Source organism: Henriciella marina DSM 19595 (assembly GCF_000376805.1).
Taxonomy (GTDB): Bacteria; Pseudomonadota; Alphaproteobacteria; order Caulobacterales; family Hyphomonadaceae; genus Henriciella; species Henriciella marina.
The window spans coordinates 46,895-70,324 of sequence record NZ_AQXT01000002.1 but is presented as its reverse complement, the minus strand read 5'-3'; the positions used below and the strand labels follow the sequence as shown (position 1 = coordinate 70,324).

The 23,430-nt window shown below is 60.5% G+C and carries 24 protein-coding genes; 8 read left to right on the top strand and 16 right to left on the bottom strand.

Annotated elements, in window-relative coordinates:
• The first annotated feature begins 61 nt into the window (after positions 1-61).
• The gene (locus F550_RS0100355) at positions 62-844 is read left to right on the top strand and encodes an SIMPL domain-containing protein (protein ID WP_040500593.1); all 783 of its coding nucleotides are present in this window, start codon (positions 62-64) and stop codon (positions 842-844) included.
• An 83-nt stretch (positions 845-927) separates the two neighbouring features.
• Here the strand turns inward: F550_RS0100355 and panD are convergent, their stop codons facing one another.
• Positions 928-1,293, bottom strand: a complete 366-nt coding sequence (gene panD, locus F550_RS0100350) for an aspartate 1-decarboxylase (protein WP_018146530.1) — start codon at positions 1,291-1,293, stop codon at positions 928-930.
• Between the two features lie 258 nt (positions 1,294-1,551).
• Between panD and F550_RS0100345 the strand changes: the two genes are divergently transcribed.
• Complete coding sequence (locus F550_RS0100345) at positions 1,552-3,318, top strand: SLC13 family permease (RefSeq protein WP_018146529.1); 1,767 nt, start codon at positions 1,552-1,554, stop codon at positions 3,316-3,318.
• A 13-nt stretch (positions 3,319-3,331) separates the two neighbouring features.
• Here F550_RS0100345 and F550_RS0100340 read toward each other — a convergent pair whose 3' ends face one another.
• From F550_RS0100340 to F550_RS0100330, 3 genes are all read right to left on the bottom strand, one after another.
• On the bottom strand, positions 3,332-4,339 hold the full coding sequence (locus tag F550_RS0100340) for a zinc-dependent alcohol dehydrogenase family protein (protein WP_018146528.1): 1,008 nt from the start codon (positions 4,337-4,339) through the stop codon (positions 3,332-3,334).
• A gap of 84 nt (positions 4,340-4,423) precedes the next feature.
• On the bottom strand, positions 4,424-4,810 hold the full coding sequence (locus tag F550_RS0100335) for a VOC family protein (protein ID WP_018146527.1): 387 nt from the start codon (positions 4,808-4,810) through the stop codon (positions 4,424-4,426).
• A 5-nt stretch (positions 4,811-4,815) separates the two neighbouring features.
• On the bottom strand, positions 4,816-5,238 hold the full coding sequence (locus tag F550_RS0100330) for a secondary thiamine-phosphate synthase enzyme YjbQ (protein ID WP_018146526.1): 423 nt from the start codon (positions 5,236-5,238) through the stop codon (positions 4,816-4,818).
• A gap of 130 nt (positions 5,239-5,368) precedes the next feature.
• Between F550_RS0100330 and ypfJ the strand changes: the two genes are divergently transcribed.
• Positions 5,369-6,214 (top strand): KPN_02809 family neutral zinc metallopeptidase, encoded by an 846-nt coding sequence (ypfJ, locus tag F550_RS0100325; RefSeq protein WP_018146525.1) that lies wholly within the window; start codon positions 5,369-5,371, stop codon positions 6,212-6,214.
• A gap of 24 nt (positions 6,215-6,238) precedes the next feature.
• Here the strand turns inward: ypfJ and F550_RS0100320 are convergent, their stop codons facing one another.
• Together F550_RS0100320 and F550_RS0100315 are read right to left on the bottom strand one after the other, a co-directional pair.
• Positions 6,239-6,625, bottom strand: coding sequence for a hypothetical protein (locus tag F550_RS0100320; protein WP_018146524.1), 387 nt, complete (start codon positions 6,623-6,625; stop codon positions 6,239-6,241).
• Positions 6,626-6,697: 72 nt separating this feature from the next.
• Positions 6,698-7,495, bottom strand: coding sequence for a transglutaminase-like domain-containing protein (locus F550_RS0100315; protein ID WP_018146523.1), 798 nt, complete (start codon positions 7,493-7,495; stop codon positions 6,698-6,700).
• A gap of 307 nt (positions 7,496-7,802) precedes the next feature.
• Between F550_RS0100315 and F550_RS0100310 the strand changes: the two genes are divergently transcribed.
• Positions 7,803-9,089 carry an O-acetylhomoserine aminocarboxypropyltransferase/cysteine synthase family protein gene (locus F550_RS0100310; RefSeq protein ID WP_018146522.1) on the top strand — a complete coding sequence of 429 codons (1,287 nt, stop codon included), beginning with the start codon at positions 7,803-7,805 and terminating at the stop codon, positions 9,087-9,089.
• A gap of 81 nt (positions 9,090-9,170) precedes the next feature.
• On the opposite strand, the gene F550_RS0100305 is transcribed toward F550_RS0100310, so the two are convergent.
• From F550_RS0100305 to F550_RS0100285, 5 genes are all read right to left on the bottom strand, one after another.
• Positions 9,171-9,920 carry a DUF72 domain-containing protein gene (locus F550_RS0100305; protein WP_018146521.1) on the bottom strand — a complete coding sequence of 250 codons (750 nt, stop codon included), beginning with the start codon at positions 9,918-9,920 and terminating at the stop codon, positions 9,171-9,173.
• A 1-nt stretch (position 9,921) separates the two neighbouring features.
• The gene (locus F550_RS0100300) at positions 9,922-10,377 is read right to left on the bottom strand and encodes a hypothetical protein (RefSeq protein WP_018146520.1); all 456 of its coding nucleotides are present in this window, start codon (positions 10,375-10,377) and stop codon (positions 9,922-9,924) included.
• A gap of 10 nt (positions 10,378-10,387) precedes the next feature.
• A complete protein-coding gene (gene rpoD, locus F550_RS0100295) occupies positions 10,388-12,355 on the bottom strand; it encodes an RNA polymerase sigma factor RpoD (RefSeq protein WP_018146519.1) in 1,968 nt (655 codons plus the stop codon).
• Between the two features lie 60 nt (positions 12,356-12,415).
• Entirely contained in the window at positions 12,416-14,233 is a 1,818-nt protein-coding gene (gene dnaG / locus F550_RS0100290) for a DNA primase (RefSeq protein WP_040500404.1), read from the bottom strand.
• Positions 14,234-14,346: 113 nt separating this feature from the next.
• Positions 14,347-14,835 carry a GatB/YqeY domain-containing protein gene (locus F550_RS0100285; RefSeq protein WP_018146517.1) on the bottom strand — a complete coding sequence of 163 codons (489 nt, stop codon included), beginning with the start codon at positions 14,833-14,835 and terminating at the stop codon, positions 14,347-14,349.
• A 132-nt stretch (positions 14,836-14,967) separates the two neighbouring features.
• Here F550_RS0100285 and carA point away from each other — a divergent pair, with 132 nt between their 5' ends.
• From carA to F550_RS0100270, 3 genes are read left to right on the top strand one after another with little or no spacing between them, the layout of a single operon-like run.
• The gene (carA, locus tag F550_RS0100280) at positions 14,968-16,143 is read left to right on the top strand and encodes a glutamine-hydrolyzing carbamoyl-phosphate synthase small subunit (RefSeq protein ID WP_018146516.1); all 1,176 of its coding nucleotides are present in this window, start codon (positions 14,968-14,970) and stop codon (positions 16,141-16,143) included.
• A gap of 18 nt (positions 16,144-16,161) precedes the next feature.
• Positions 16,162-16,911: a CPBP family intramembrane glutamic endopeptidase gene (locus F550_RS18245; protein ID WP_018146515.1), complete on the top strand. Its 750-nt coding sequence runs from the start codon at positions 16,162-16,164 to the stop codon at positions 16,909-16,911.
• 5 nt (positions 16,912-16,916) lie between these two features.
• Positions 16,917-17,570, top strand: a complete 654-nt coding sequence (locus F550_RS0100270; RefSeq protein ID WP_018146514.1) for a 2OG-Fe(II) oxygenase — start codon at positions 16,917-16,919, stop codon at positions 17,568-17,570.
• 43 nt (positions 17,571-17,613) lie between these two features.
• Here the strand turns inward: F550_RS0100270 and F550_RS0100265 are convergent, their stop codons facing one another.
• The 4 genes from F550_RS0100265 to F550_RS0100250 all read right to left on the bottom strand — a co-directional run bounded on the left by F550_RS0100265 (position 17,614) and on the right by F550_RS0100250 (position 21,906).
• The gene (locus F550_RS0100265; protein ID WP_018146513.1) at positions 17,614-18,660 is read right to left on the bottom strand and encodes an SPASM domain-containing protein; all 1,047 of its coding nucleotides are present in this window, start codon (positions 18,658-18,660) and stop codon (positions 17,614-17,616) included.
• Between the two features lie 94 nt (positions 18,661-18,754).
• On the bottom strand, positions 18,755-19,177 hold the full coding sequence (locus F550_RS0100260) for a DUF2141 domain-containing protein (protein WP_018146512.1): 423 nt from the start codon (positions 19,175-19,177) through the stop codon (positions 18,755-18,757).
• Between the two features lie 172 nt (positions 19,178-19,349).
• Positions 19,350-21,308, bottom strand: coding sequence for a S9 family peptidase (locus tag F550_RS0100255; protein ID WP_018146511.1), 1,959 nt, complete (start codon positions 21,306-21,308; stop codon positions 19,350-19,352).
• 97 nt (positions 21,309-21,405) lie between these two features.
• Positions 21,406-21,906 carry a hypothetical protein gene (locus F550_RS0100250; protein WP_018146510.1) on the bottom strand — a complete coding sequence of 167 codons (501 nt, stop codon included), beginning with the start codon at positions 21,904-21,906 and terminating at the stop codon, positions 21,406-21,408.
• An 87-nt stretch (positions 21,907-21,993) separates the two neighbouring features.
• On the opposite strand from F550_RS0100250, the gene F550_RS0100245 reads away from it, so the two are divergent.
• Positions 21,994-22,458 carry a GFA family protein gene (locus F550_RS0100245; RefSeq protein WP_026180464.1) on the top strand — a complete coding sequence of 155 codons (465 nt, stop codon included), beginning with the start codon at positions 21,994-21,996 and terminating at the stop codon, positions 22,456-22,458.
• Here the strand turns inward: F550_RS0100245 and F550_RS16345 are convergent.
• Entirely contained in the window at positions 22,455-23,357 is a 903-nt protein-coding gene (locus F550_RS16345; protein WP_018146508.1) for a M48 family metallopeptidase, read from the bottom strand. The genes F550_RS0100245 and F550_RS16345 overlap by 4 nt on opposite strands.
• Positions 23,358-23,430: the final 73 nt, after the last annotated feature.

Here is a 23,430-nt window from a genome sequence, read left to right as displayed (position 1 = left end):
GGCCTAATTGAATGGTGACTGCAAGTTCGAACCCCCTCGAGCAGACAGGAGACCCATGAACATGAAACTCCCAGCATTTCGTACCCTCGCCTCGGGCGCCGCGATGATTACACTCGTGGCGGGCGGCGCTGCGCTCGCGCAGCAGTCGGCGTCCCCGGCACAGATGCCCGGCGAACAGCCGATGCCATCCAATCATGCCAACTCAATCCAGCCGGAGACGACCCTTTCGGTCTCAGCCAGCGGTGAGATTTCCCGCGCGCCCGATATCGCCACGATCACGGCCGGCGTCCAGACCCAAGCCGGCACGGCGTCCGCCGCCATGAGCCAGAACGCCGCCGCCATGGACGGGGTTTATGATGCGCTGGAAGCAGCCGGTGTCGCCGCACGCGACATGCAGACCTCAAACCTGTCGCTGCAGCCGCGCTATGATTATTCCGGTCAGGATGGCAGCCCGCCACGCGTGACCGGCTATACGGCTAGCAACCAGCTCAGCGTGACCGTGCGCGATCTCGACAATCTCGGCACCACGATGGACGCGATTGTTCAGGAGGGCGGCAATACGATTTCCGGCCTGCAGTTCAGCCTCGATGACCCGACTGAGGCCCGTAATGAAGCGCGCCGTCAGGCCATTCAGACAGCAGTCAAGCGCGCCAACCTCTATGCGCAGGAAACCGGCTACCGCGTCGCGCGGATCGTCACGATAAATGAACAGTCGAGCGGCGGCTACCAGCCCCAGCCGATGATGGCGATGCGCGCTGAGTCTGCTGATGCATCGACCCGCGTGTCACGCGGGGAAGTAAATTATTCGGTGACGGTGGATGTGACCTTCGAGCTGCGCAAATAGGCAGCTTTACCCCTCGAAACGAGAAAGGGCGGGTCCGATGCCGGATCCGCCCTTTTGTTTCGTCAGAATTTACTGCCAGCAGCCTAGTAGGCGGCGCTCGGCGTTTTCTGCTCATTTGCATCGTCGAGCAGGACAACGGTCGGCGCGTGCTGGCGCGCCTTGTCAGCTTCAATCGAGGCAAAGGCGGCAATGATAACCTTGTCGCCAACCGAGAAATGACGGGCGGCAGCGCCGTTGACACCGATCGTGCGCGAGCCGCGCGGCGCTTCAATGGCATAGGTCTGAATGCGTGCGCCATTGGTCACGTTCCAGATGTCGACACGCTCATTCGGCAGAATACCGGATGCGTCGAGCAGTCCCTGGTCGATGGAGACAGAGCCTTCATAATGAAGGTCACACTGCGTCACCGTACCGGAATGCAGTTTTGCTTTCAGCATGTTGAGAAGCATGTATGGTCTCCAATCGCTCTCTACACTTTGCCCTGTACGCATATGGGAATTCTTTCCCTGTCGTAAAAGGCAGTTGATGCGCCGCAATAACCAGCGCCTTAAAGCATAATGGCTGAGTGAGGTGAAGGGTTTCAAACCTTTCCGCCATGAAAATCTGCATGAAGCCCCCTGCAAGACGCACGCATTCAGCGTAGATACATTGCAACCTCGATCCATGACGCGCATGGCCAACCGGGCGCAGACAGGACAGCTGGACCCATGATATTTGCAGAGTATTCGGAATGGATCGCACTCGCGATCGTCGCGGTCATGCTGGTGAGTTTTTTGCTTGAGCGCATGCCGCCGGCCGCGACAGCTATTTCAGGAGCGGCAGCCTTCCTGGCGCTTGGTTTTGTCGGCGAAGAGCCTGCGCTCGGTGCATTTGCCAATTCGGCCCCTATCACGATCGGCGCCATGTTCATTCTGGCCTCCGCCCTTCAGCGGACCGGGGTCCTTGACCATCTTGCATCCCGCATCCTGACTGTCGCTGACACCTCCGGTATTGGCGCCATCGTGCTGGTCGCGATCGTGACCATTCTCGCCTCGGCTTTCGTCAACAATACCGCCGTCGTGGTGATCCTCGTGCCTGTCGTCATCGCGCTAGCGCAGAAGCTTTCGATATCGAAGAAACGCCTGCTGATCCCACTCTCCTACATCTCGATCCTTGGTGGCACGCTGACGCTGATCGGCACCTCGACGAACCTGATCGTGGCGGGTGTTGCCTATTCTCGCGGGCTCGAACGGTTCAGCATTTTCGAGATTACCGGCGTCGGTCTTGTGACGATGGTGGTGAGCCTGCTTCTGCTCCTGCTGACGGGGCGCTGGCTGCTGCCATCAGGTGAGGCAGACGATGATGAGAACACTCAGCCGCAAACCTTTCTCACTGATATCTTTCCAAATGAGGACACCAAAGCAATTGGCGTTACGCCGGACGACCTCTCCGCGTTCAAGGCAAAGGGCGTCAAACTGGTGTCGCAAAGACGCGGCAACCGTCTGGTCAGTCCCAAGGATGAGGACCGCGCGCTGGCTGCGGGCGACCGCCTCACCATCCGCACGACCCTCGAAGAACTGCTGACCTTTGCTGGCAGCGAGGCGTTCAAGACGGGCCTTCGCCTTCGACGCCATCAGGCGGATGAGCCAAAACAGGTTCAGGCGACGATCACGCCAACGGATTCCAATATCGGCCGCGCGCTCTCACAGCTTTCCTATCTGTCCGATTATCAGATCACCGTGCGCGGCCTGGCCCGCCCCGGCAACCAGCCAGGCCCAACGCTTGCGAGCTGCCGCCTGCGCGCAGGAGACAGGCTGCTGCTGGAAGGAAGCGAGGCAACCCTGCGGTCGCTGGCGACCTCCACCCCGCTTGTGATCGAGCAGGAAATCAATGCTGTCCCGTTCAGGCGGGGGCATGCGCCGATTGCTATCGGCACGCTGGCAGGTGTGATCCTCGCAAGCGCGCTTTTCAGCTTCCCGATTGTGCTCTCTGCGCTGATCGGCGTCGGCATCGTTCTGGCGACGGGCTGCATCTCAGCCAATGATGCCTGGCGCTCGCTTCAGGCCAATGTGCTCGCGCTGATCGTCGCCATGCTGATCGTGGGTCAGGGCCTTGAGCAGGCAGGTGCTGTGGACCTCATCGTGTCGAGCGTGTCGCCGCTCATGCTGGGCCTGTCACCCTTTCTTGTGCTGCTCCTGATCTATGCGCTGACATCGGTGCTGACCGAGCTTGTCACCAACGCTGCCGTCGCCGTGATCATGACGCCGCTTGTCATCGGCCTTGCCGGCGGACTTGAGATGGACCCGCGGGCGCTGGTGCTGGCCGTCATGTTCGGGGCCAGCGCCAGCTTTGCCTCGCCCATCGGCTATCAGACGAATACCATCGTTTATACTGCCGGGGGCTACAGGTTTGCGGACTTCTTCAAGGTCGGCCTGCCAATGAACGTCATTGCAGGCCTCGCCTCATCTACGGCGATCTGGATGTTCTTCCTTTAGGCAGCCGGGGCGATTACCATTCGGCGACGATCTTGCCGAAATGAGCGCCGTTCTGCTGGTGGCGGAAGGCGTCGCCAAGCTCATCGAGGCCAAAGCTGCTGTCGATCACAGGCTCCAGACCGCCGTGCTCTATGGCGCGGACGAAGTCTTGCTGATCGGCGCGTGAGCCGACAATCAGGCCCGCGACGCGCGCCTGTTTCTGCATCAGGAGCGCGGTCGGGACATCGCCGCTCACACCGGTCAGAACGCCGATCAGCGCGATGTGGCCGCCCACTTTCACAGCGCGAATTGACTGGCCAAGCGTGCCTGCTCCGCCAACTTCGACGACCTGGTCGGCGCCGCGTCCGCCGGTGAGCTTCATGACGGTGGAGCCCCATTTTTCGTCGCTCTTGTAATTGATCACATGATCAGCGCCGAGCGCTTTCACCCGCTCCAGCTTTTTATCCGAAGAGGAGGTCGCGACAACTTCAGCGCCCATCATCTTGGCGATCTGGATGGCAAAGATCGAGACGCCGCCCGTGCCGAGTGTCAGGACGGTGTCGCCAGCTTTCAGGCCGCCATCGACAACCAGCGCGCGCCAGGCCGTCAGACCTGCGGTGGTAATGGTCGCTGCCTGTGCGTGGCTCCACCCAGCGGGAGCCTTGGTGAAGCTCGTCGCCTTGGCGGTGACCGCTTCGCGGGCATAGCCATCAATGCCATCGCCCGGCGTGCCGGAAAAGTCAGAGACACGGGCCGGTCCAGCCAGCCATTGCGGGAAGAAGGTCGAGACGACGTGGTCGCCTTTGGCAAACTCGGTTACGCCCTCACCCACAGCTTCGACGACGCCTGCACCATCCGACATCGGGATACGGCCATCTTCAGGCTTGCTCTGACCCGAGCAGACGATGAGGTCGTGGAAGTTGAGCGACGTGGCATGGAGCTTCACGCGGATTTCGCCGGGGCCCGGCTCACCTGCATCCTGAATGTCCACTAGGTTCAGTTTGTCGAAACCGCCCGGGGCGGCAATCTTCACAGCTTTCATCGCTCTGGCTCCTATCTGTCTTGGCTACACAAGGTCATGTCGTGTGGCGGCAAGCTGAGACAAGGCGGCGGGCTTTAATTCCCGCTAAATGCGCCAGGGCGGGAAGCGGCGATTGGCGCCTGCCTGATAGATGCAGATGCGGGTACCAGCCGGATCACGCAGATAGGCCTCGCGCCACTTCCAGCTCTGATCCACAGGCTCACTCATAAACACGAGACCTTCGCGTTTCAGGCGCGTGCATTCGGCATCGAGATTATCGACCTCGAAATAGACGAGCGGGTCATCGCACCCCTCCCATCCATCGACGCTGTGCAGGGAGAACGTCGCTGGCTCGCCGCCGTCGCCTGCCGGACACTCAAACCTTGCATAGCGCGGCGGGCTGTCGACGATCTGGATGAGGCCCAGCTTTTTGTAGAAGGCGACGCTGGCGTCATAGTCGGTGCAGGGCACGGTCACCTGGTTGAGGCGCATGTTGGTCAGTCTCCGCGAAAGTGAAAGACGATCTCACGCCGGTGTGGGCGGTCGCGGTGTTCAAACAGGTAAAGTCCCTGCCACGTCCCCAGCATCATGGCACCATTCTGTACCGGAATACCAAGCGAGGTTTGCGTTAGCGCCGCTTTGATATGGGCGGGCATATCATCAGGGCCTTCCGTGTTGTGGCGGATCCAGCCCATCGACGGGTCGTCTGTATGCGGGACGAGCCGCCGGAAGAAAGCCTGCAGGTCCACCAAAACATTTGGGTCGGCGTTTTCCTGTATCAGGAGCGAGCACGACGTATGGCGCACGAACACGGTGAGCAGCCCATCCCCGTCTTCCGCGCCGGACACAAAGCGCCGAGCCTCGCCCGTAAAATCGTAGAGCCCGGGGCCGGCCGTCTCAATGCGGATGGTTTCAATCATGCCCCAAACGATAATAGCTCAGACAGGAGCTGTCAGCCCGTACGCGCCATGCTAAAGGTGAGGTGAAAGCATCCTGCACGCGGCTCGCGCGGTAGGACGTCGCATATCGTCAATACAAAGGAAGTTCGCGATGCGTTGGAAAGGTGGCCGCCGCGGCGGACGGGTAGAAGACAGACGGGGCATGAAGACGGCTGCGGCCGGCGGGGGCCTCGGCGTTATCGTGCTCAGCCTTGTTGGCTATTTCGTCTTCGGTATCGATCCGCAGACAACGCAGCAGGTCGCGAGCCAGTTTGGCGGCGCAGGCACGCAGCAAAGCGGCGAGGTTGGCACGCCGGAAGACGAGGCGGGCATGTTCGTCGACGTGGTTGGGTCGAACATCAATGATGTCTGGTCGCAGCTGATGGACGGCTATACCCCGCCCTCGACCGTTCTCTACACGCAAGGCACCAATACGGGCTGCGGCTATGGCCAGGCGGCGATGGGCCCCTTCTACTGCCCCGCCGACCAGACGATCTATCTCGACCTCTCCTTCTGGCGGCAGATGGAAACCGAGCTTGGCGCATCAGGCGCAGATTTCGCCAAGGCCTATGTTATCGGCCACGAGTTCGGCCACCACGTCCAGACGCTGACCGGCACGTCGCAAAAGGTCCGCAGCGCTCAGCAGCAGGCGCGCAACAAGGCCGATGCCAATGAGTATGCGGTCGCGCTGGAGCTGCAGGCCGATTGTTATGCCGGGGTCTGGGCAGCCAATGCTTCAGCGGTCTCGAACGGCAGAGTGGCGCTGGAAGAAGGCGATATCGGCGAGGGCCTGAAGACCGCGAGCGCCATCGGCGATGATGCCCTGCAGCGCCGTGCAGGTCAGAATGTGAACCCCGAAAGCTTCACGCATGGCTCGTCAGAGCAGCGCATGGAATGGCTGCAGCGGGGCTACCGGTCCGGTAACCCGCAAAGCTGCGATACGTTCGCCGACTTGTAGCAGGCCTCGATGGCACAGGGGCTGTCAGCCGTTTGGCGTGAACAGTCCCTGTATGCCGACGATGATGGCGATGACGCCAAAGACCGCAACGAAGGTCCTGAACCCGCTGGCGCCAGAGCCGACCGGGTCGGACGTATCGCGCCCTGCATTCACGCGTTCCATCAGCAGCAGGATACCGGTGATGAGGCCAACGACCTCATAGTGGAAAACACGCGGGCCGCTGGTCAGGTGCACGATCAGGAAATACCCTGCCGTCACAAGCGCAACCACGCCAATCAGCCAGGCGAGCGGGGCAATCTTGGCCGCGCCCTTGGCGATGTCGTCGCCAGCGTTCGGAATTTTCACGAGCAAGCCAATCGCGAGCAGGAAGCCGCCGATAATGTTTGCAAGGTCGAGCAGGAGAGAGATCATGAAGGCGCCCTTTCAGCAGAAGCCTTCATGAAACAGCTCGAATGCCGCAGGCGTTCCCTGCGGCCCGCCGGATCAGGCCGCGAACGTGTTTTCTGTGGCATCCACAGCCGACACGGACTGGAAGAGAAGCTCCGCCTCACCGAAAATTGTCATGAAGCTGATATCGGCTGCATCGCGCCCGCATATGATGCGCACCAGCTTCTCCGTCGGCGCCATGCCGGTCGGGTCAACGAGATGCCACTGGCCGTCCAGCCAGACATCGACGATGGCATGGAAATCAGGCGGATTAAGCCCCGGCGCGTAGGCCGAAACCATACGGGCCGGAATCCCGACCGCGCGGCAGAAGCTGATCAGAACGTGCGCATAGTCGCGGCAGACGCCTTGACGGGAAGCAAACGTGTCCGCTGCCGTCGTATCGGCGTTGCTGGCGCCCGGCACATATTCGAAATTGTTGAGAATCCAGTCTGCCATTTTCAGCACCTGGTCACCGCCCTGCACGTCGGACAGCTCATTGCGCGCAAACGCCTCGACGTCAGCGCCGCAACAGTAATGGCTGGGCATCAGATAGGTGATGACGTCTGCAGGCAGCTGCGCGCGCGGTGGCACGTATTTGCCAGCAAGCTGGACGGGTCCGCGGCTTACATCGACGGTCGCCGTGTAGTGAATGCTGACAGGTCCGGCGGCCGCCATCCAGCAGCGCGTATCGGCCTCATCGGCATCGACAAGAAAGCCAAGGTCGGCATCGCCCTGAATGTCCAGCGAATCCGACACGATGGTCTGGTCGGCCAATGGGCGCGCCTTGAGCGCCAGCAGAACGTCTGCCGGTTGTAGGAAATTGTAGTCGAGCCTGGCGTCAATCTGGATGCGCATCGCGGTGACCTGATCTGATGGTTACGCTGCCCTAGTCATGGGCCTCGCTGATATCAACACAACGTCAACATCGGATATAGGTTGCCTGTAGATTGCGGCCAATCTGCGCAAGGCGTGGTGCCGGATTGCCAGCCCAGCCGAACGTTTGTTTCGCACTCCGAAGGCGCGCGATACCGGCCCCGCCCGCGCGCCCGCGTCATCATGTCTCCAGACACCGCCTGATCTCTTTAGACAAACTGAATTTGGGGCGATACGAAGCTTTTTGAGACGCACACAAACACAAGAATATACAACCAGGAGGAACGCCATGTCAGACGCACCAAAGGACTTCGGAACGCTCGCAGTGCATGCGGGAACAGAGTCCGATCCAGCGACCGGCGCGCGCCAGGTCCCGATCTATCAAACAACGGCCTATGAGTTTCGCGATGCGGACCACGCCGCAGCGCTCTTCGGGTTGCAGGAAGTCGGCTATATCTATTCGCGTCTGACCAATCCGACGATCGCGGCCCTGCAGAACCGGATTGCCGAACTGGAAGGCGGGGCGGGCGCCGTCTGTACCTCATCAGGCCACGCCGCGCAGATCATGGCGCTCTTCCCGCTGATGGCACCGGGCCGCAACATCGTCGCTTCAACGCGCCTCTATGGCGGCACGATCACCCAGTTCAGCCAGACCTTCAAACGCTTTGGCTGGTCCGCGAAATTCGTCGATTTTGACGACCTGGACGCGGTCAAGGCCGCCATTGATGACGATACGCGTGCTGTTTTCTGCGAGTCCATCGCCAATCCCGGCGGCTATATCACCGACCTCGATGCCATCGCGCCCATCGCCGATGCCGCCGGTGTCCCGCTTATCGTCGACAATACGACGGCCACCCCGTATCTCTGCCGCCCCATCGAGCATGGCGCGACGCTGGTGGTCCACTCGCTCACCAAGTATATGACCGGCAATGGCACGGTGACCGGCGGCGTTGTCGTCGATTCCGGCAAGTTCGACTGGTCGGCCAGTGACAAGTTCCCGTCCCTCTCCCAGCCTGAACCGGCCTATCACGGCCTTGTCTTCCAGGAGACGTTCGGCCCGGCGGCCTTCACCTTCCACGGCATCGCCATCGGCCTTCGCGACCTCGGCATGACGATGAACCCGCAAGGCGCGCATTATACGCTGATGGGTATCGAAACCCTGCCGCTACGCATGGAGAAGCATGTCGCCAATGCGGAAAAGATCGCCGCCTGGCTGGAAGGTCACGAGGCCGTCGAGGGCGTCACCTATGCAGGTCTCGACAGCTCGCCCTACAAGTCCCGCGTCGCTAAGATATGCCCCAAGGGGGCAAGCGGGCTGTTCACGGTTCAGCTGAAAGGCGGCTATGACGCCTGCGTGAAATTCGTCAGCGCGCTGAACCTCTTCAGCCATGTCGCCAATCTCGGCGATACGCGCTCACTGGTCATCCACCCGGCGTCGACCACGCACCGCCAGCTGACCGAAGAGCAACAGACCGCCGCCGGCGCCGCACCGAACACAGTACGCCTCTCCATCGGCATAGAAGGCGCCGACGACCTGATTGCGGATCTTGATCAGGCGCTAAAGGCGGCGAGCTAAAACGCCCCTGCAGAGGCGAGATAGCGTCAAGGCACTGGTCTCGCCTCCCGCCCGCCGCGGCAAGAGCTCACGCTGCGCAGACTAAGCTGGCCGTCCCACCCGCTTGATCAGCTCCTGCGCGGCCAAAGGGTCGCGCGCCTTGGCGCCAGAAATGAAGAAAGCATAGACCTCGCGGGTTTTGGCCCACTCTCCCAGTCTGCCTGCCCAGTCATCCAGTGCCGAAGGGGCATACCCGGCCTTATAGGTCTCACGGCTTTCCTGAAGCCGGGCATAGGCAAAACCTGCTGTCTCGACGTCCGGCATCGGCCAGTCCTCGGCGTCGGAATAGACAAGCGCGCAGCCATGCCCCCGCAGCATGTCGGTGAATTCTTCTGTCTTGAAGCTGTCATTGCGAACCTCGATGGCATGGCGGATGGCCAGCCCCTCATGCTCGCTCGGCAGGGCGCCCAGAAAGGCAGAGAAATAGTAGGCATCGAACTTGCGGCTCTCGGGAAACTGCCAGTTGATCGCACCCAGCCGGTCACCAAGCTTCGTCACCCCGCCGCCAATGAACCAGTCGATGGCTTCCTTCATCTCATCCGGTGTCTTGCGTGATGTCGTGAACCGCTGCGCCTTCACCGTGAACCTGAAACCCTCGGGGGTCTGCTCCGCCCAGTTCTCAAAAACGTGCGGCTTCTGGTTTCGGTAGAAAGTGGAGTTGATCTCAATCGCCGTCAGCTGGCGCGAGGCATATTCAAGCTGGCGCTTCCTGGCGAGGTCGGCCGGGTAGAAGGTCTCTTCCCACGGCTCATAATTCCAGCCGCCAATACCGATACGGATAGGGTGGGTCATGCTAACGCGGTGCCTGCTGCGCCATCACGTCGAAGGCGTAGGCTACAGCATCTGAGATCGAGATCCTGAAAACGCCGCCATTCGCTGAATTCCACTCGCGATAGCCTTCTTCAAGCTGCACTTCGGCGCTCCACTTTGCATCCGAAACTGCAAGGTCCGAATTTCGAAACGCTTCGATGTCGACAGGCATATGTCCAAACGAGGGGACATAAAAATCTGCTGCTTCGTAAGGAAGAAACGGGCCTTCGACCGAAAGGTGAACGACCTCGCGCGGCCCGAGGCGCTCGACCTTACCGACCCAGACGCGGTGACCTTCAAAGTCACCCGACTGGATGACATAGGTCTCGCCAATCACAGGCTCTTCAGCGCTCGCACTCAGAGTAAGACCGAATGCAAAAAAGAAAGGCGCCAGACACCGTTTCAAGCGGAAAAGTCTGACGCCTAACTCGTAGATCATTTGGCAGCCCTTAAGTATCCAAGAAGCTCCGCAGCTTGCGGCTCCGGCTTGGGTGTTTGAGCTTGCGCAGCGCCTTCGCCTCGATCTGGCGGATACGTTCGCGGGTCACGCTGAACTGCTGGCCGACTTCTTCGAGCGTGTGGTCGGTGTTCATGCCGATGCCGAAGCGCATGCGCAGAACGCGTTCCTCACGCGGGGTGAGCGATGCAAGCACGCGGGTCGTGGTTTCGCGCAAGTTCGACTGGATCGCGCTGTCGACGGGCAGAAGCGCCATCTTGTCTTCGATGAAGTCGCCAAGATTGGAGTCCTCGTCGTCGCCAATTGGCGTTTCGAGCGAGATCGGCTCTTTGGCGATCTTCAGGACCTTGCGAATCTTCTCCAGCGGCAGGCCGAGCTTTTCAGCGAGCTCTTCCGGGGTTGGCTCACGGCCGATTTCATGCAGCATCTGGCGCTGGCTACGGACGATCTTGTTGATCGTCTCGATCATATGCACCGGAATACGGATCGTGCGGGCCTGATCGGCGATCGACCTTGTGATGGCCTGGCGGATCCACCAAGTCGCATAGGTCGAGAACTTATAGCCGCGGCGATATTCGAACTTATCGACGGCCTTCATCAGGCCGATATTGCCCTCCTGGATGAGATCCAGGAATTGCAGGCCGCGATTGGTATATTTCTTGGCGATGGAAATCACGAGGCGCAGGTTTGCCTCGACCATTTCCTTCTTGGCGACGCGAGCTTCGCGTTCGCCCTTCTGGACGCGCTGGACGATCTGGCGGAAATCATCGATCGGGATGCCGATTTCCTGGGAAACCGCCGTGATCTCGTCGCGGATTTCCTCGATCTGCTCGGCCTGGCTTTCGAAGAAGTTTTCCCACTTCTTCTTGGACTTGGCGATATCAAGCGCCGCTTCCTTCCAGTTCGGATTGAGCTCATTGCCGAAATAGCTCTCGAGGAATTCCTTGCGCGGCACGCCCTTGGCGTCGGCCAGCCGCATCAGCTTGCCTTCGAGGCCCATCAGTTTCTTGTTGATGGCATAGAGCTGCTCAACAAGCGCTTCGATCCGCGCATTGTTGATGTGCATCGTCTTCAGATTGTCGACGATGGCCTGCGCCAGCGAGTCGTAATCGTCACGCGCATCGGTCGCCAGCGCCTTGCCGGCCATCCGGCGCTCAACGAGCCGTTCCTGAAGCTTGCGGTACTGGCCAAAGGCGAGCGCAATCTCGTCGAGCTTGCCAAGAACGCCGTCGCGAAGCTCGGCCTCCATGGCCGACATCGACATGGCCTGGCCTTCTTCCTCATCTTCGCGTTCTTCGCGGGCGAGGCGTTCTTCGGTTGTCTCGTTCTCGCGCTCGCGGGCCTCGGCTTCTTTTTCTTCCTCGGTCTTCTCGCGCGGTTCTGGCGTTGGGTTTTCTGCGCCATAGGTTGTTTCAAGGTCGATCAGGTCGCGCAGAAGGATGCGCTCATTCATGAGCTCATCGCGCCAGACCATCATCGCTTCGAAGGTCAGCGGGCTCTCGCAAAGGCCGCGGATCATCGCATCGCGGCCAGCCTCGATACGCTTGGCAATCGCAATCTCGCCTTCACGGGAGAGAAGCTCAACGGCCCCCATCTCACGCAGGTACATGCGGACAGGGTCGTCGGTGCGGTCAGAGCCGCGGGCATTGCCCTTCTTCACGACAGCGCCGCTGGTGCCTGTCTTCGTGACGGCCGTGCTCTTGTTGCCTGCTTCGGCTTCTTCTTCGTTCTCGACGACCTGGATGCCCATTTCCGACAGCGCAGACATCGTGTCCTCGATCTGGTCCGAAGAAAGCTCTTCAGACGGCAGGATGTTATTCAACTCCTCATGCGTGACATAGCCTTTCGACTTTGCCTGCTTGATGAATTTCTTGATCTTGGAATCATTCAGATCGAGAACAGGACGGTCTTCGGTCTCGACCTCACCGCCCTTATTGTCACGCTTCTGGGCTTTCGCCATCTAACTCTCCCGCCTGTCGCCGTTTCACAGCAACGACATTCAATCTGTTTCTACGACCGATCAGTCCTGATCGATCTGCTCCGCCGCCTCGTTGAGACGCGCCACCCGTGCCTCACGTTCTGCAACCTCATGCCGACGGCGCCGCCAGTTCTCAGGTGACGCTGTCACCTCGTCCCTGGCGCCCTCAGCATGAGCGCTGTTATCGTCGCGGGCTACGTATTGCTCCAGGGCGATAAGCCATTCCCGTTCCTCTGCTCCATCCGGAGCAATTACAGCAGTTGCGGGGTAAGAGTTGAGCAAGTCAGCAGCGCGCATATTTCCTAGCTCATGTAAATGGGTCGCGATAGCGCTGCGGTCAACACCTGTGCCTGCGTCAGGCCAGGAAATGATCACGTCACGGAGTGTTGCGACATCCTCATCGAGGAAAACCGCCATCGACAGGGTCTCAAACCCGACATCGATCAGATGGGGTGAATCAACCGCACGCACAAGGAGGCCAAGGCCGCGCGTCTTGGCCGGCGTACTGGTCTGATGGGCGCCTTTGACCGGTTCTTTGGACTGGCCCGATGGCCCGCGCGAGCGTTTGCGCATCTGCCAGAGATAATCATTGCGGCGCGATTTCAGCTCTCGCTCATAGGCGGTGCGCACCCCGGCATGCTGTATCGAGGCGGCGGCCTGCATCAGGCGCGCCTCGAGACCTGCCTGGCGTTCAGGCGTATCGAGCGCTTCAGCATCGCGCTCGCGCTGCCACAACACCTCGATCAGCGGCACGGCATTCTCGAGCGCCTGCTTCATCGCCTGAGGGCCGGATTGCCGGATAAGATCGTCGGGGTCCATGCCGCCGGATAGAAGACAGAAGAAAAGCGACCGCTCTGGCTGAAGGTGCGGCAGCGCGCGCTCAATCGAGCGATAGGCTGCCCGGATCCCCGCGGCGTCGCCATCAAAGCAGAGCACAGGCTCTGGCCCGGCGCGCCAGAGGAGGCTGAGCTGGTCTTCAGTCAGCGCCGTTCCCAGCGGAGCGACCGCATGGCCGATCCCGGCCTCAGCCAGCGCGATGGCATCCATATAGCCTTCGGTGACGATCAGCCCGCCTTCATCCGTGCTGCCGAACGCCTCACGGGCATCCTTGTAGCGATAGAGGACGCGGCCCTTGTGGAAGAGCTCTGTATCATTGGAATTGAGGTATTTCGGTTTGGCGTCCGGCTGCAGCCCCCTGCCCCCAAAGGCGATGACCTGCCCGCGCACATCGGTGATCGGAAAGATCACACGCCCGCGAAACCGGTCATATGGGTCACCGCCGCCCTCTTTGACGACGGCAAGGCCTGCATCAATGATTTCCTGCATGCCGAAGCTTTCGGCTTTCAGGTGATCGATGGTCCGGCGCCAGTCATCAGGGGCAAAGCCGAGCCGATGGCGCGCCCAGGCCGCGGCGCCAAGGCCGCGCCCCTCAAGATACTGGCGCGCTTCTGAACCTTCGCTGGCACGCAGCCGGTCTTCGAAGAATTTGCAGGCCGCCTCGCAGCAGGCATAGAGGCGCTTGCGCCTGTCATAGGTCTCTTCATCCTGCGGGGTCGCCTTGGGCAGTTCCATGCCCGCCTCATCGGCAAGCTTCTCGACCGCCTCCATGAAGGAGAGACGCTCTGTCTCCATGATGAAGGAAATGACGTCGCCGCCAATGCCGGATGAGAAATCCTTGAAGATGCGCTTCTGGTCGTTGACGTAGAAGCTAGGGCTTTTCTCATTGGTGAAGGGCGAGAGCCCCACCCATTCCTTGCCCTGCTTTTTCAGCTTCACCTTGCGCCCGATCACATCCGACGGCCGGACACGGGCCTTCAACTCCTCAACGAAGCCATCTGGTATGCGAATTGAAGCTGACATAAGCCACCGAGTATAGCGCGTTTACCCATAGGCGCGCCAGCGACGAGTGCGGCGATGCACAAGCGAATCACAGCCTGTGGAAATCTCTTGCCGGAAAGTGAGCGGTCGCGCCTCTAGCGCAAGGCGCGGCGGACGGCCTTGCCTGCGGGGCCGGTTTCGATGCGGCCGGGATAGCGGTTCTGCAATTCTGCCATGCAGCGCCCCATGTCCTTGAGTTTGGTGGCCTCGAGGTCGCTGACGACATTGTCGACGGCCGTTTCAAGCGCGTCGCCTGCCAAGGGCTGGGGCAGGAAGGATTGGAGGATTTCCATTTCCTCACGTTCACGCTCTGCGTCTGCGATGCGGCCGCTCTCATCATACTCGCGGGCGGAAACCTCGCGCTGCGCAACCATGACCTCGAGGAGCTTGCGCACTTCGGTGTCTTCGCAGCCGGCGCAATTGCCCTGGCCACGTGCCGTCACATCGCGGTCCCGCATGGCGCACTTCACCAGACGGAGCGTACGGGCACGGATACCTTCGGCGTCGTCCGACTCGGCTGTCTGAAGTGCGACTAAGACACGGTCGCGGATCGTGGTAGCTGGAGAAACGTCTGTCTGTCCCATACCTGCTCTTTTATACATGGACCTTACGCTTGACGCTCAGGTCGCTGCACGCCTATCTCACGCCAGCAAGGATGAGGTCGTATAGTGACCGAAATCCTAATGGCGTCTGACAGGACGCGAGGAGATACGCGCATGACTACCGGAAATCAACCAGATTCACCAGCGACGGGCGCGATCGCGCTCGCCGACGGAACGGTTTTCCTTGGGCACGGTTCCGGCGCCGTTGGCATTGCGGTTGGCGAACTTTGCTTCAACACATCGATTACGGGCTATCAGGAAATCCTGACTGATCCGTCCTATGCCGCACAGGTTGTGCTCTTCACATTTCCGCATATCGGTAATGTCGGTGCCAACCCGCAGGACCATGAAGAATCCAGCGCGGAAGCTGAGCGCGCCGCCACGGGCGCGGTCTTTCGTGAACCAATTTCGCCGCCGTCAAACTGGCGCTCGCACGACCATTTCGATGCCTGGCTCGCCAGGAAAAACATCACTGCGGTCTCGAATGTCGACACCCGCGCGCTGACCCGCATCATCCGCGAGACTGGCATGCCGAAATGCGCCGTCGCCTACGCCCCGGATGGCAAGATCGATGTCGCCGCCCTGATCGAAGCGGCCCGCGCCTGGGAAGGCCTGGAATCAGCTGATCTTGCGCTGAACGTTGTCGGCGATGCGGCCTATGACAATTCAGAACGCCTCTGGGACCTCGTCACGGGCTTTGCCAATAATGACGAGACCGACTTTCACGTCGTCGTGCTCGACTATGGCGTGAAAAAGAACATCCTGCGCAATCTGGCTCAGGTCGGTGCGCGCGCCACCATCGTGCGCGGTGACACGCCTTATGAAGAGATCATGAAGCTCGCGCCCGACGGCGTGGTCCTCTCCAACGGGCCCGGCGACCCGGCCGCAACGATCAAGCGCTGCGGCGACACGATCGGCAAGCTCATCATGAGTGGCACGCCGCTGCTCGGCATCTGTCTTGGCCACCAGCTTCTAGCGCTTGCGCTTGGGGCGCAGACCAAAAAGATGCCGCAAGGCCATCACGGCGCGAACCACCCGGTGCAGGATTTCGAAACCGGCAAGGTCGAGATCGTCTCGATGAACCATGGCTTCACGGTCGACACGGCAACGCTGCCCGACGGCGTCGAGGAAAGCCACAAGTCGCTCTTCGACGGCACCAATTCCGGCCTTCGCGTGAAGGGCAAACCGATCATCTCGGTCCAGCACCACCCGGAGGCGAGCCCCGGCCCGCAGGACAGCTTCTATCTGTTTGACCGGTTTGCAGGCTTCATGCGCCACGCGCGCGGCTAGTCTGCCCGGCGAGTTCAGATGACAGCCTGGTTTATCCTGATCGCGGCATGCGCGCTGATCGTGCACCAGATTTGGAGAGACCGGCGCACCTTTCCGGCTTTCGAAGCGCTGGAAGAGAGCCATCTGCGCCGCAAGTCCTTCGCGAACTGGACGGCCGATTCCTTCTTTCGCTACGGCGTGACCGGTCTCATCGGTCTCTGGCTGCTAGATGCGATGGAGGCGTTCTGGCGCTTGCCAGATGGCCTCGCCAGCGATGTCGCCCAGCTTGGCGACGCCATGAGCCTTTCAGGCAACTGGCTGGCGATCGCTGGCTGGGGCCTCACCCTCTTCCTGGTCATCGGACTTGTCCTGGGCGCTGTGGCGGGCTTTTCCATGAAATCGGATGCCATTCCGAAAGAAGGCGTTGGCGCGCTTCTCGCCCGCAACTGGCGCGAGGCCCGATGGACAGCGCTCTTGTCGGTGAACGCCGGTCTGGTCGAGGAGATTTTCTTCCGCGCCATGCTGTTTATCGCCCTCTACCAGGTGTCAGGCAGCATCCTCCTCGCGCTTGCTGGCGCCACGATCCTTTTCGCGGTCGCCCACGCCTATCAGGGCATTCCGGGCGTTCTGTCATCCGGCCTTATCGGCGCCATCTTCATGGTGATATATGCCGCGACCGGCGCGCTCTGGCTGGTGATTGCGCTACATGCACTCCTCGATCTTCGCGGGCTTGTCCTCCTGCCCTGGTCACTTGGATGGCTGTCGCCTGACAAGGAAATACCAAGCTGAACACATTGTGTCTTGCGCCCGGTCATAACCGGCTTGGCGCTATTGCCGACGATCTCGCCGCCAAAGGCTGGAGCTGGCAGCCGGGCCTTTTGCCCGATCAGCTGACGCAGGCGCTTCGCGAAGAGCTCGTTGCACGCGACGCCGATGCCGCGCTTGCTGCGGCAGGCGTTGGCCGGGAAACGGCCTATCAGGTGGACAAGAAGATCCGGCGGACGCGTATCACATGGTTTGATGGCACCACTTCGCCTCAACAGGACTTTCAGGCCTGGACCGAAACCCTCCGCCATGGTCTCAACCGCGAACTTATGCTCGGCCTGTTCGAGATGGAGGTCTGTTTCGCGGTCTATCCGCCGGGCGGGTTCTATGATCGCCATCTCGACAGCTTTGCCGGTGCGCGAAACCGGGTGGTGTCGCTTGTCGCCTATCTTAATGAGGACTGGGACGAGACGCGCGGCGGCGCGCTGGCGGTCTGGGGCGAAGGGGCTGGACCAGATGACCTGCCTGCCGCCCGCATCATTCCGGAACCGGGCGGGGTCATGTTCATGCTGTCCGAGGCCATCCCGCATGAAGTCGAAGTGACCCATGAGACCCGCTATGGCCTTGCAGGCTGGTGGCGCGTCAACCAGTCGGGCGTCGACCGCATTGACCCGCTGAGCTAGGCTCGAACATGCATTACAGCCTCAGGATGAGCGCGTTGTGAAGTCAGCTTGCCAGCGCAGCCAGCCGCGCCTCGCGCAGCGCTTTGAGCTTTGGCGAAAGTGTGCGTTCGAAATAATGGTCGCAGCCGATACACATATTCTCGACCGTCCGGCCGGCACCGTCCACAGCGCTTGAGATCGCCCGAAACGCCTCAGGGCTTTCCATCATCGCTTCTGGATCACCGCGATTGATCGCCTGGATTTCCGGCAGCGCGCCGACGCTTTCCAGAATATCCGCCAGCTTTTCCTCGGTCAGCTTGCCGAGCGGCGCTTTGGTCTTCAGGCAGCAGGGATAGACTGACCCATCTGGCTCGATCGCGATTTCCGATCCGGCTTGGCCCAGATGCAGGAAGTTCTTCCCGCCCGACCAGCGTGCGCAAAAGTTTGTCTCATAGCCTGCATTCGACAGCCCGTTCGTCCAGGCCCGCCCGCGCGGCCATAACTCCCCGATCCAGAGGTCTTCCTGCGCCCCAAAGAACAGGAAAGTCGGGCCATCGGGCTGCGTCTCTGGCTGCTCAGGCATGTTCAGCTTTTTTGATTTGGCGCCGCCAAGAGAGATCTCAGAAACCCCGCGAGAGGCCATCAGCGCACGGATATCTTCCATGAAGCGGAATTTCTTCTCGCCCTTCATGCCGACATGGTAGTCGTCGATGGAGGCAATCGCGATGCCCTCGACACCAAGAGAGAGGCACTCATCAAGGATCTGCGGCGTAAGCACGTCGCCGGTCATCTGCATGGAAATCCTGGGCGCCTTGTCGCCCCAGCGGGCGCGGATGGCGCGAAGCGCAGGATAGAACAGCTCCTCGCGAACCCCGTCGATCAACAGCTCACCACCGGCGAGTATCAGGATGGTGCGCTGGTGTGTTCCGGTGGCCGGGTCATGCCAGCTCATATCGTCTGGCAGGTTGGCGATAATCGTCTCGTGCGCCGCCTGTCCTTCGCCGACAACTGCTTTCAGCGCATCGCGAACATAGGGGCGAAAACGGTCATCATAACAATGCTTGCACTTGCGATGGCACGCCCATGTCAGGACCCAGTAGATGGATTGCATTCAGGATTTCCGCTTACTTGTCTTGCGCAAGCGCTAGCGCAAATGACCGGCCTCGACGAGACCGGTCACGCTAATGTGTGAGGAAGGGCAGATCCTAGTCGGGATATATAACCGTTTCCGTGATCGAAGCGCCTTCGGCCCCGACATCAACCTTCACGACATCGAAGGTGGGCATACCGCGCAGGGCGGCCTGATTGCTCATCGCCCACCCCTCATTCGGCATCTGGTTTTCCAGCATGTCGAACTCGCCATTCTTATTGAGGTCGTGCCAGACGGAGACCGAATAGGCGCCCTCAGGCAGGTCGAAGGTGACGGTGATCGTACCGGGCTCAGGGCTTTCCAGCTTCTCGCCGGCAATTCCGTCCTCTTGCATGAACTGCTCTTCGGTCTGAACGCCGACATAGAGCGGTGCGCCGCGGTCCTCGACGCCTTCCAGCGTAACCGTGAGTGGGGCGGCAAAAGCCGGAAGGGCAAGTGCCCCGGCAATAAGGCTGGTGGTGATGATTTGCTTGAACATGACAGTTTCCTTTCTCTGCAATGTACTTTGTATCGCAAAGTCATTTCGCATCGTCAAGAGCACTTTGAAAAACAAAGCCCGGAAGCTGTCTCGCGCTTCTAAAGGCACGAGGCAAAAAAGGCGGCCCGTCTGTCGGGCCGCCTTCATGACTGTGAACCTTGTTCAGACCGCCCTATTCAGCGGCGTCCAGCTCAAGCACATCTTGAATGAACAGTGTCTGCGCCTCGCTCTGGAAGTCGCGATTGGATTTCTTGCGGAAGCCATGCCCCTCATCCATCGCCAGCAGGAACCACGCTTCACCGCCATTGCTGCGCACCGCTTCAAGGATCTGCTCAGCCTCTGACGCGGGCACGCGCGGATCGTTTGCGCCCTGAATGATAAAGAGCGGCTTGGTGATCGCGCTCGCATTGTTCAGCGGCGAAATCTCCTCGAAGAAGGCGGCGATTTCCGGATCGCGCTCATCGCCATATTCGGCGCGGCGAAGATCACGGCGATAGCCATTCGTGTTCTCAAGGAAGGTCGCGAAGTCAGAAATACCGACAATGTCGATGCCGCCTGCGATCCGGTCATTGTAATCGACCATGGAGGCCAGAACCATATAGCCGCCATAGGACCCGCCATAGACCAGGACGCGGTCACTATCGAGATCCTCCTGGGTCTCGATCCAGTCAAGCAGCGCGCCGATATCTTCGACCGGCTTCTTGCGGTTAAGGCCATTGTCGAGGCTGACATAGGTCTTGCCATAGCCGGCAGACCCGCGAACATTTGGCACGACGACCGCAGCGCCAAGTTCATTCACCCAGTACTGATAGGTCGACGCGAAATATGGCCGCGACTGGCTTTCCGGGCCGCCATGGATCGAGATGATGACCGGGTGCGGGCCTTCGCTGCCGGGGCGATAGACGAAGGCCGGAATGTCCATCCCGTCAGCGTTTGGATAGTCGAACATCTCAGGCTCGATGAACGCGCTGGTGTCGAGCCCGCCAACTTCAGCTTCGGTCCAGCGCGTCAGCTCCAGCGTGTCGACATCGAACGACCAGGCATCGGCCGGGCTGGTTGCCCCGACAAATGTAAAGCCGACACGGCTGCCGGTGTCGTCAAAGGTGACCCCCGACGCGATCCCGGTTGGCAGCTGCGGGCCGTCCATGACCTCGCCGGTTTCGATATCCAGAAGCTTGATCGTGCCAAGCCCGCCTTCGTTGACCGTAAAGACCACCGTGCTTCCATCTGGCGAGAGGTCATAGCTTTCAACATCCCAGTTGATGTCACCTGTATAGATCGTCGTCTCGTCCAAAGACGGATCAAGGCGGACAAGGTTCTTGAACTCCGACCCGGCATCGGTGGACGTCAGCAGCCCGCCATCGGGGAGGAAATAGAGGCCATTATAGGCCACTTCCTCGCCCGCCCGGATCTCCGTCAGCTCGCTCGTCTCGGTGTTGAGCGTATAGATGTCGCTGTCCTGAATAGAGATGTAGCGCTGGACGGTCACCTGCGTGCCGTCGTCTGAGATATCGATCGGGAAAAGCGCACCCGTGCCCTCGCCTTCAAAGATCATCCTGGTGCTGCCGGGCTCGGCAGGATTGCCCATCATCAGATCGGAATCGGCCTCGCCGTCACGTGATCTCGACCAGACGACGCTGTCGCCGCTATCTGCCCAGACATAGGAACCATTGCGCGTGCCGGCATCCGTGAACTGAGTGACGTCGCCGCTCTCAGTGTCGAACCGGTAGCCCTGATAGAACTCATCCCCGCCCGTATCCTTGGAGAAGAGAAAGCTGCCACCAACCGGGCTGACCAGCGCGCCGCCAATCGGCTCGTCATAAAAGGTCACCTGACGGCGCGCGCCCATCGGCTCGCGTACACTATGGATCTGGCTCACCTCGCCAAAGCGGGTGTAGATAAGAACGCCTTCATCGGTCCAGTCGGAAAACCCGTGCGTGCGCACATTCTGGTACTGGCGCAGCTTCTCTTTCACGCTCGCCGGGATGTCCGGGATATTTTCCATGACAAGATTGCCTTCGGTCACCCGTTCTGGCGTGTCGGCTTCCATTTGCGACTGAGCAGTTGCGGGCAAAGCGGCAAAGACAAGGGCTGACATGGCCGCCGCCGGGAAAAAGAATCTCGAATGCATGAAGGGTCTCCTGAAGAAACTGTAGCGGCAGCATATGCGCGAAAGCTCACCTTCCGCGCGGCCTGCCAGCGATAAGAGTAAGTATAAGGCCGACCGCTCAGTCGTGAAGGCCGCAGGCCGAAGCCGGCAATGGATTCAGGACGAGTTCTCGCGCGGTCGGAATGGAAATCGCCCGAGCCAGATAGCACCCAGTCAGGCGCATATGTGCCCAGTTTTCAGGGTCTGCGCCAGCCCCGGATGGATCGTACTCGCAGGAGAGGCCGTTGGCGGCATACATATCCGAATCGCCAAGCCTCACCGTCATCAGAAGATGATTGGACCCGGTCGGGATGCCGATCTGCTCCACCCCCTCAATCATGCCATAGGCGCAGCTGTCGGCTGTCTCGAAAGAGCCTTCATCGCCTAAAATCGCGGGCCATGCTGGCTGGCTCATATTGAGGTCGAGTAGAACCACGTCGCCGTCTTCAAGCCCTTCGAGGACCGCCGACGCTTCGCCCTCTGCGCCACCCAGCAGCGCGCCCGTCACCTGTTTGACCTCAGCGTGCGCCTGCCCAAGTCCACACACGACAAGCACGCCTGCAATGACGATCTGTCTCATCTTTGTCCCACCTCTATCTGTCCCGATTGAAGCTGACCCGCGATTGGGGCAGAGAGATGGCAACCACGTTCGGGAGAGGATCTCCGCTTGAAACAACCTGCCCTGCCCGCTGAAGGCGGATGCCGCTGTGGCGGGGTCCGGTTCCGGGTCACGAAAGCACCGCTCATGACGATGGCCTGCCACTGTACCGGCTGCCAGAAGATGACGGCGAGCGCCTATTCAGCCAGCGTCGCCATACCGGCAGACGGGTTTGAAGTGATAAAGGGCGAGCCCGTGATCGGCGGCATGAAGCAGGCCGACCTTCCGCATTTTTTCTGCCCGGACTGCATGAGCTGGATGTTCACTCGCCCGAAGGCCCTTGATTTCATGGCGAATGTGCGCGCCACACTGTTTGATGATACGAGCTGGTATGCCCCTTTCGTCGAGACCTGCGTCAGCGAAAAGCTGGACTGGGCGGAAACGGGCGCGCCGCACGGCTTCAGCCAGTTTCCAACCATGGAAAACATGACGAGGCTGATCGACGCCTATGCCGACTGGGCAGCGGCGCGCTAGCGAAGCGGCCCGCAATTGGCCTCATACTTTTCCACATAGGCCGGCATCCAGTCGCGGAAGTTCTGCGCGCGGGTTTCTGACGCCGGATGAGTCGACATCCACTCAGGGGGACGCTGACCACCAATCGACCCCATCCGCTCCCAGAGTTCTGGCGCCTCTCGCGGGTCGTAGCAGGCGCGCACCAGAAGCTCGAGGCCGATCCGGTCAGCCTCGGTTTCATGCTGGCGTGAGAAGGCCATGATGCCGCCCTGCGCCGCGACGCCCATCGCGCCCAGCACAAGCTGGCGCTGGCCGGGATCCATATCGCCCACCCCGACGCTGACGGCCGCCATGCCAAGCTGCGCCAGCTGGCTCTGGCTCATCCGCTTGGCGCCGTGATGCGCCATGGCGTGGCCGATCTCATGACCCATGACGACCGCCAGCTTGTCGGGGTCTTCAAGGTCGGCCAGCGTGACCTCGCCATCGAAATTGCCCGTCACGTCCATGATGCCGGTATAGACGGCGACATAGCCGCCCGGCAGGCAGAAGGCGTTCGGCTGGTCGGACTGAATGACGTTGTAGGTCCAGGCAAATTCCTCGGCGACCGGTGTGAACGTCCAGCCTTCTGCAAGAAGATCGCGCTCATAATCGATGGCCGCCCGCTGCAGCTTCTCGCCAATCTCACGCACTCTCGAGACGACCTCTTCAGCCGCTTCGGTCTGGCAATTGTCGAGGCAGAGCACATTTGGCCGCTCCTGCTGCAGGATCTGCGCATAGGATTGCGCGCCAAGCTCGCTCGCCTGCGGAATGGAGATCGCATTGAACTCCCGCTCTCCAGAGAAGGGGTTCACTTCCTGATTGGTGAAGTAATACACGGCAAGGCCAACCAGCCCGAGAAGAATGATCAAAATGCGGCCCAAGAGCGTTCCTCGCTTTTGCCGTTAAAGTCTGCGCCGCGTCGAACCTAGTTCCAAACCTCCCGCCTTGGAAGCG

Coding starts and splice junctions, on each gene's coding strand:
- F550_RS0100355 (WP_040500593.1), top strand. CDS start 62: ATGAAACTCCCAGCATTTCGTACCCTCGCCTCGGGCGCCGCGATGATT.
- panD (WP_018146530.1), bottom strand. CDS start 1,293: ATGCTTCTCAACATGCTGAAAGCAAAACTGCATTCCGGTACGGTGACG.
- F550_RS0100345 (WP_018146529.1), top strand. CDS start 1,552: ATGATATTTGCAGAGTATTCGGAATGGATCGCACTCGCGATCGTCGCG.
- F550_RS0100340 (WP_018146528.1), bottom strand. CDS start 4,339: ATGAAAGCTGTGAAGATTGCCGCCCCGGGCGGTTTCGACAAACTGAAC.
- F550_RS0100335 (WP_018146527.1), bottom strand. CDS start 4,810: ATGCGCCTCAACCAGGTGACCGTGCCCTGCACCGACTATGACGCCAGC.
- F550_RS0100330 (WP_018146526.1), bottom strand. CDS start 5,238: ATGATTGAAACCATCCGCATTGAGACGGCCGGCCCCGGGCTCTACGAT.
- ypfJ (WP_018146525.1), top strand. CDS start 5,369: ATGCGTTGGAAAGGTGGCCGCCGCGGCGGACGGGTAGAAGACAGACGG.
- F550_RS0100320 (WP_018146524.1), bottom strand. CDS start 6,625: ATGATCTCTCTCCTGCTCGACCTTGCAAACATTATCGGCGGCTTCCTG.
- F550_RS0100315 (WP_018146523.1), bottom strand. CDS start 7,495: ATGCGCATCCAGATTGACGCCAGGCTCGACTACAATTTCCTACAACCG.
- F550_RS0100310 (WP_018146522.1), top strand. CDS start 7,803: ATGTCAGACGCACCAAAGGACTTCGGAACGCTCGCAGTGCATGCGGGA.
- F550_RS0100305 (WP_018146521.1), bottom strand. CDS start 9,920: ATGACCCACCCTATCCGTATCGGTATTGGCGGCTGGAATTATGAGCCG.
- F550_RS0100300 (WP_018146520.1), bottom strand. CDS start 10,377: ATGATCTACGAGTTAGGCGTCAGACTTTTCCGCTTGAAACGGTGTCTG.
- rpoD (WP_018146519.1), bottom strand. CDS start 12,355: ATGGCGAAAGCCCAGAAGCGTGACAATAAGGGCGGTGAGGTCGAGACC.
- dnaG (WP_040500404.1), bottom strand. CDS start 14,233: ATGTCAGCTTCAATTCGCATACCAGATGGCTTCGTTGAGGAGTTGAAG.
- F550_RS0100285 (WP_018146517.1), bottom strand. CDS start 14,835: ATGGGACAGACAGACGTTTCTCCAGCTACCACGATCCGCGACCGTGTC.
- carA (WP_018146516.1), top strand. CDS start 14,968: ATGACTACCGGAAATCAACCAGATTCACCAGCGACGGGCGCGATCGCG.
- F550_RS18245 (WP_018146515.1), top strand. CDS start 16,162: ATGACAGCCTGGTTTATCCTGATCGCGGCATGCGCGCTGATCGTGCAC.
- F550_RS0100265 (WP_018146513.1), bottom strand. CDS start 18,660: ATGCAATCCATCTACTGGGTCCTGACATGGGCGTGCCATCGCAAGTGC.
- F550_RS0100260 (WP_018146512.1), bottom strand. CDS start 19,177: ATGTTCAAGCAAATCATCACCACCAGCCTTATTGCCGGGGCACTTGCC.
- F550_RS0100255 (WP_018146511.1), bottom strand. CDS start 21,308: ATGCATTCGAGATTCTTTTTCCCGGCGGCGGCCATGTCAGCCCTTGTC.
- F550_RS0100250 (WP_018146510.1), bottom strand. CDS start 21,906: ATGAGACAGATCGTCATTGCAGGCGTGCTTGTCGTGTGTGGACTTGGG.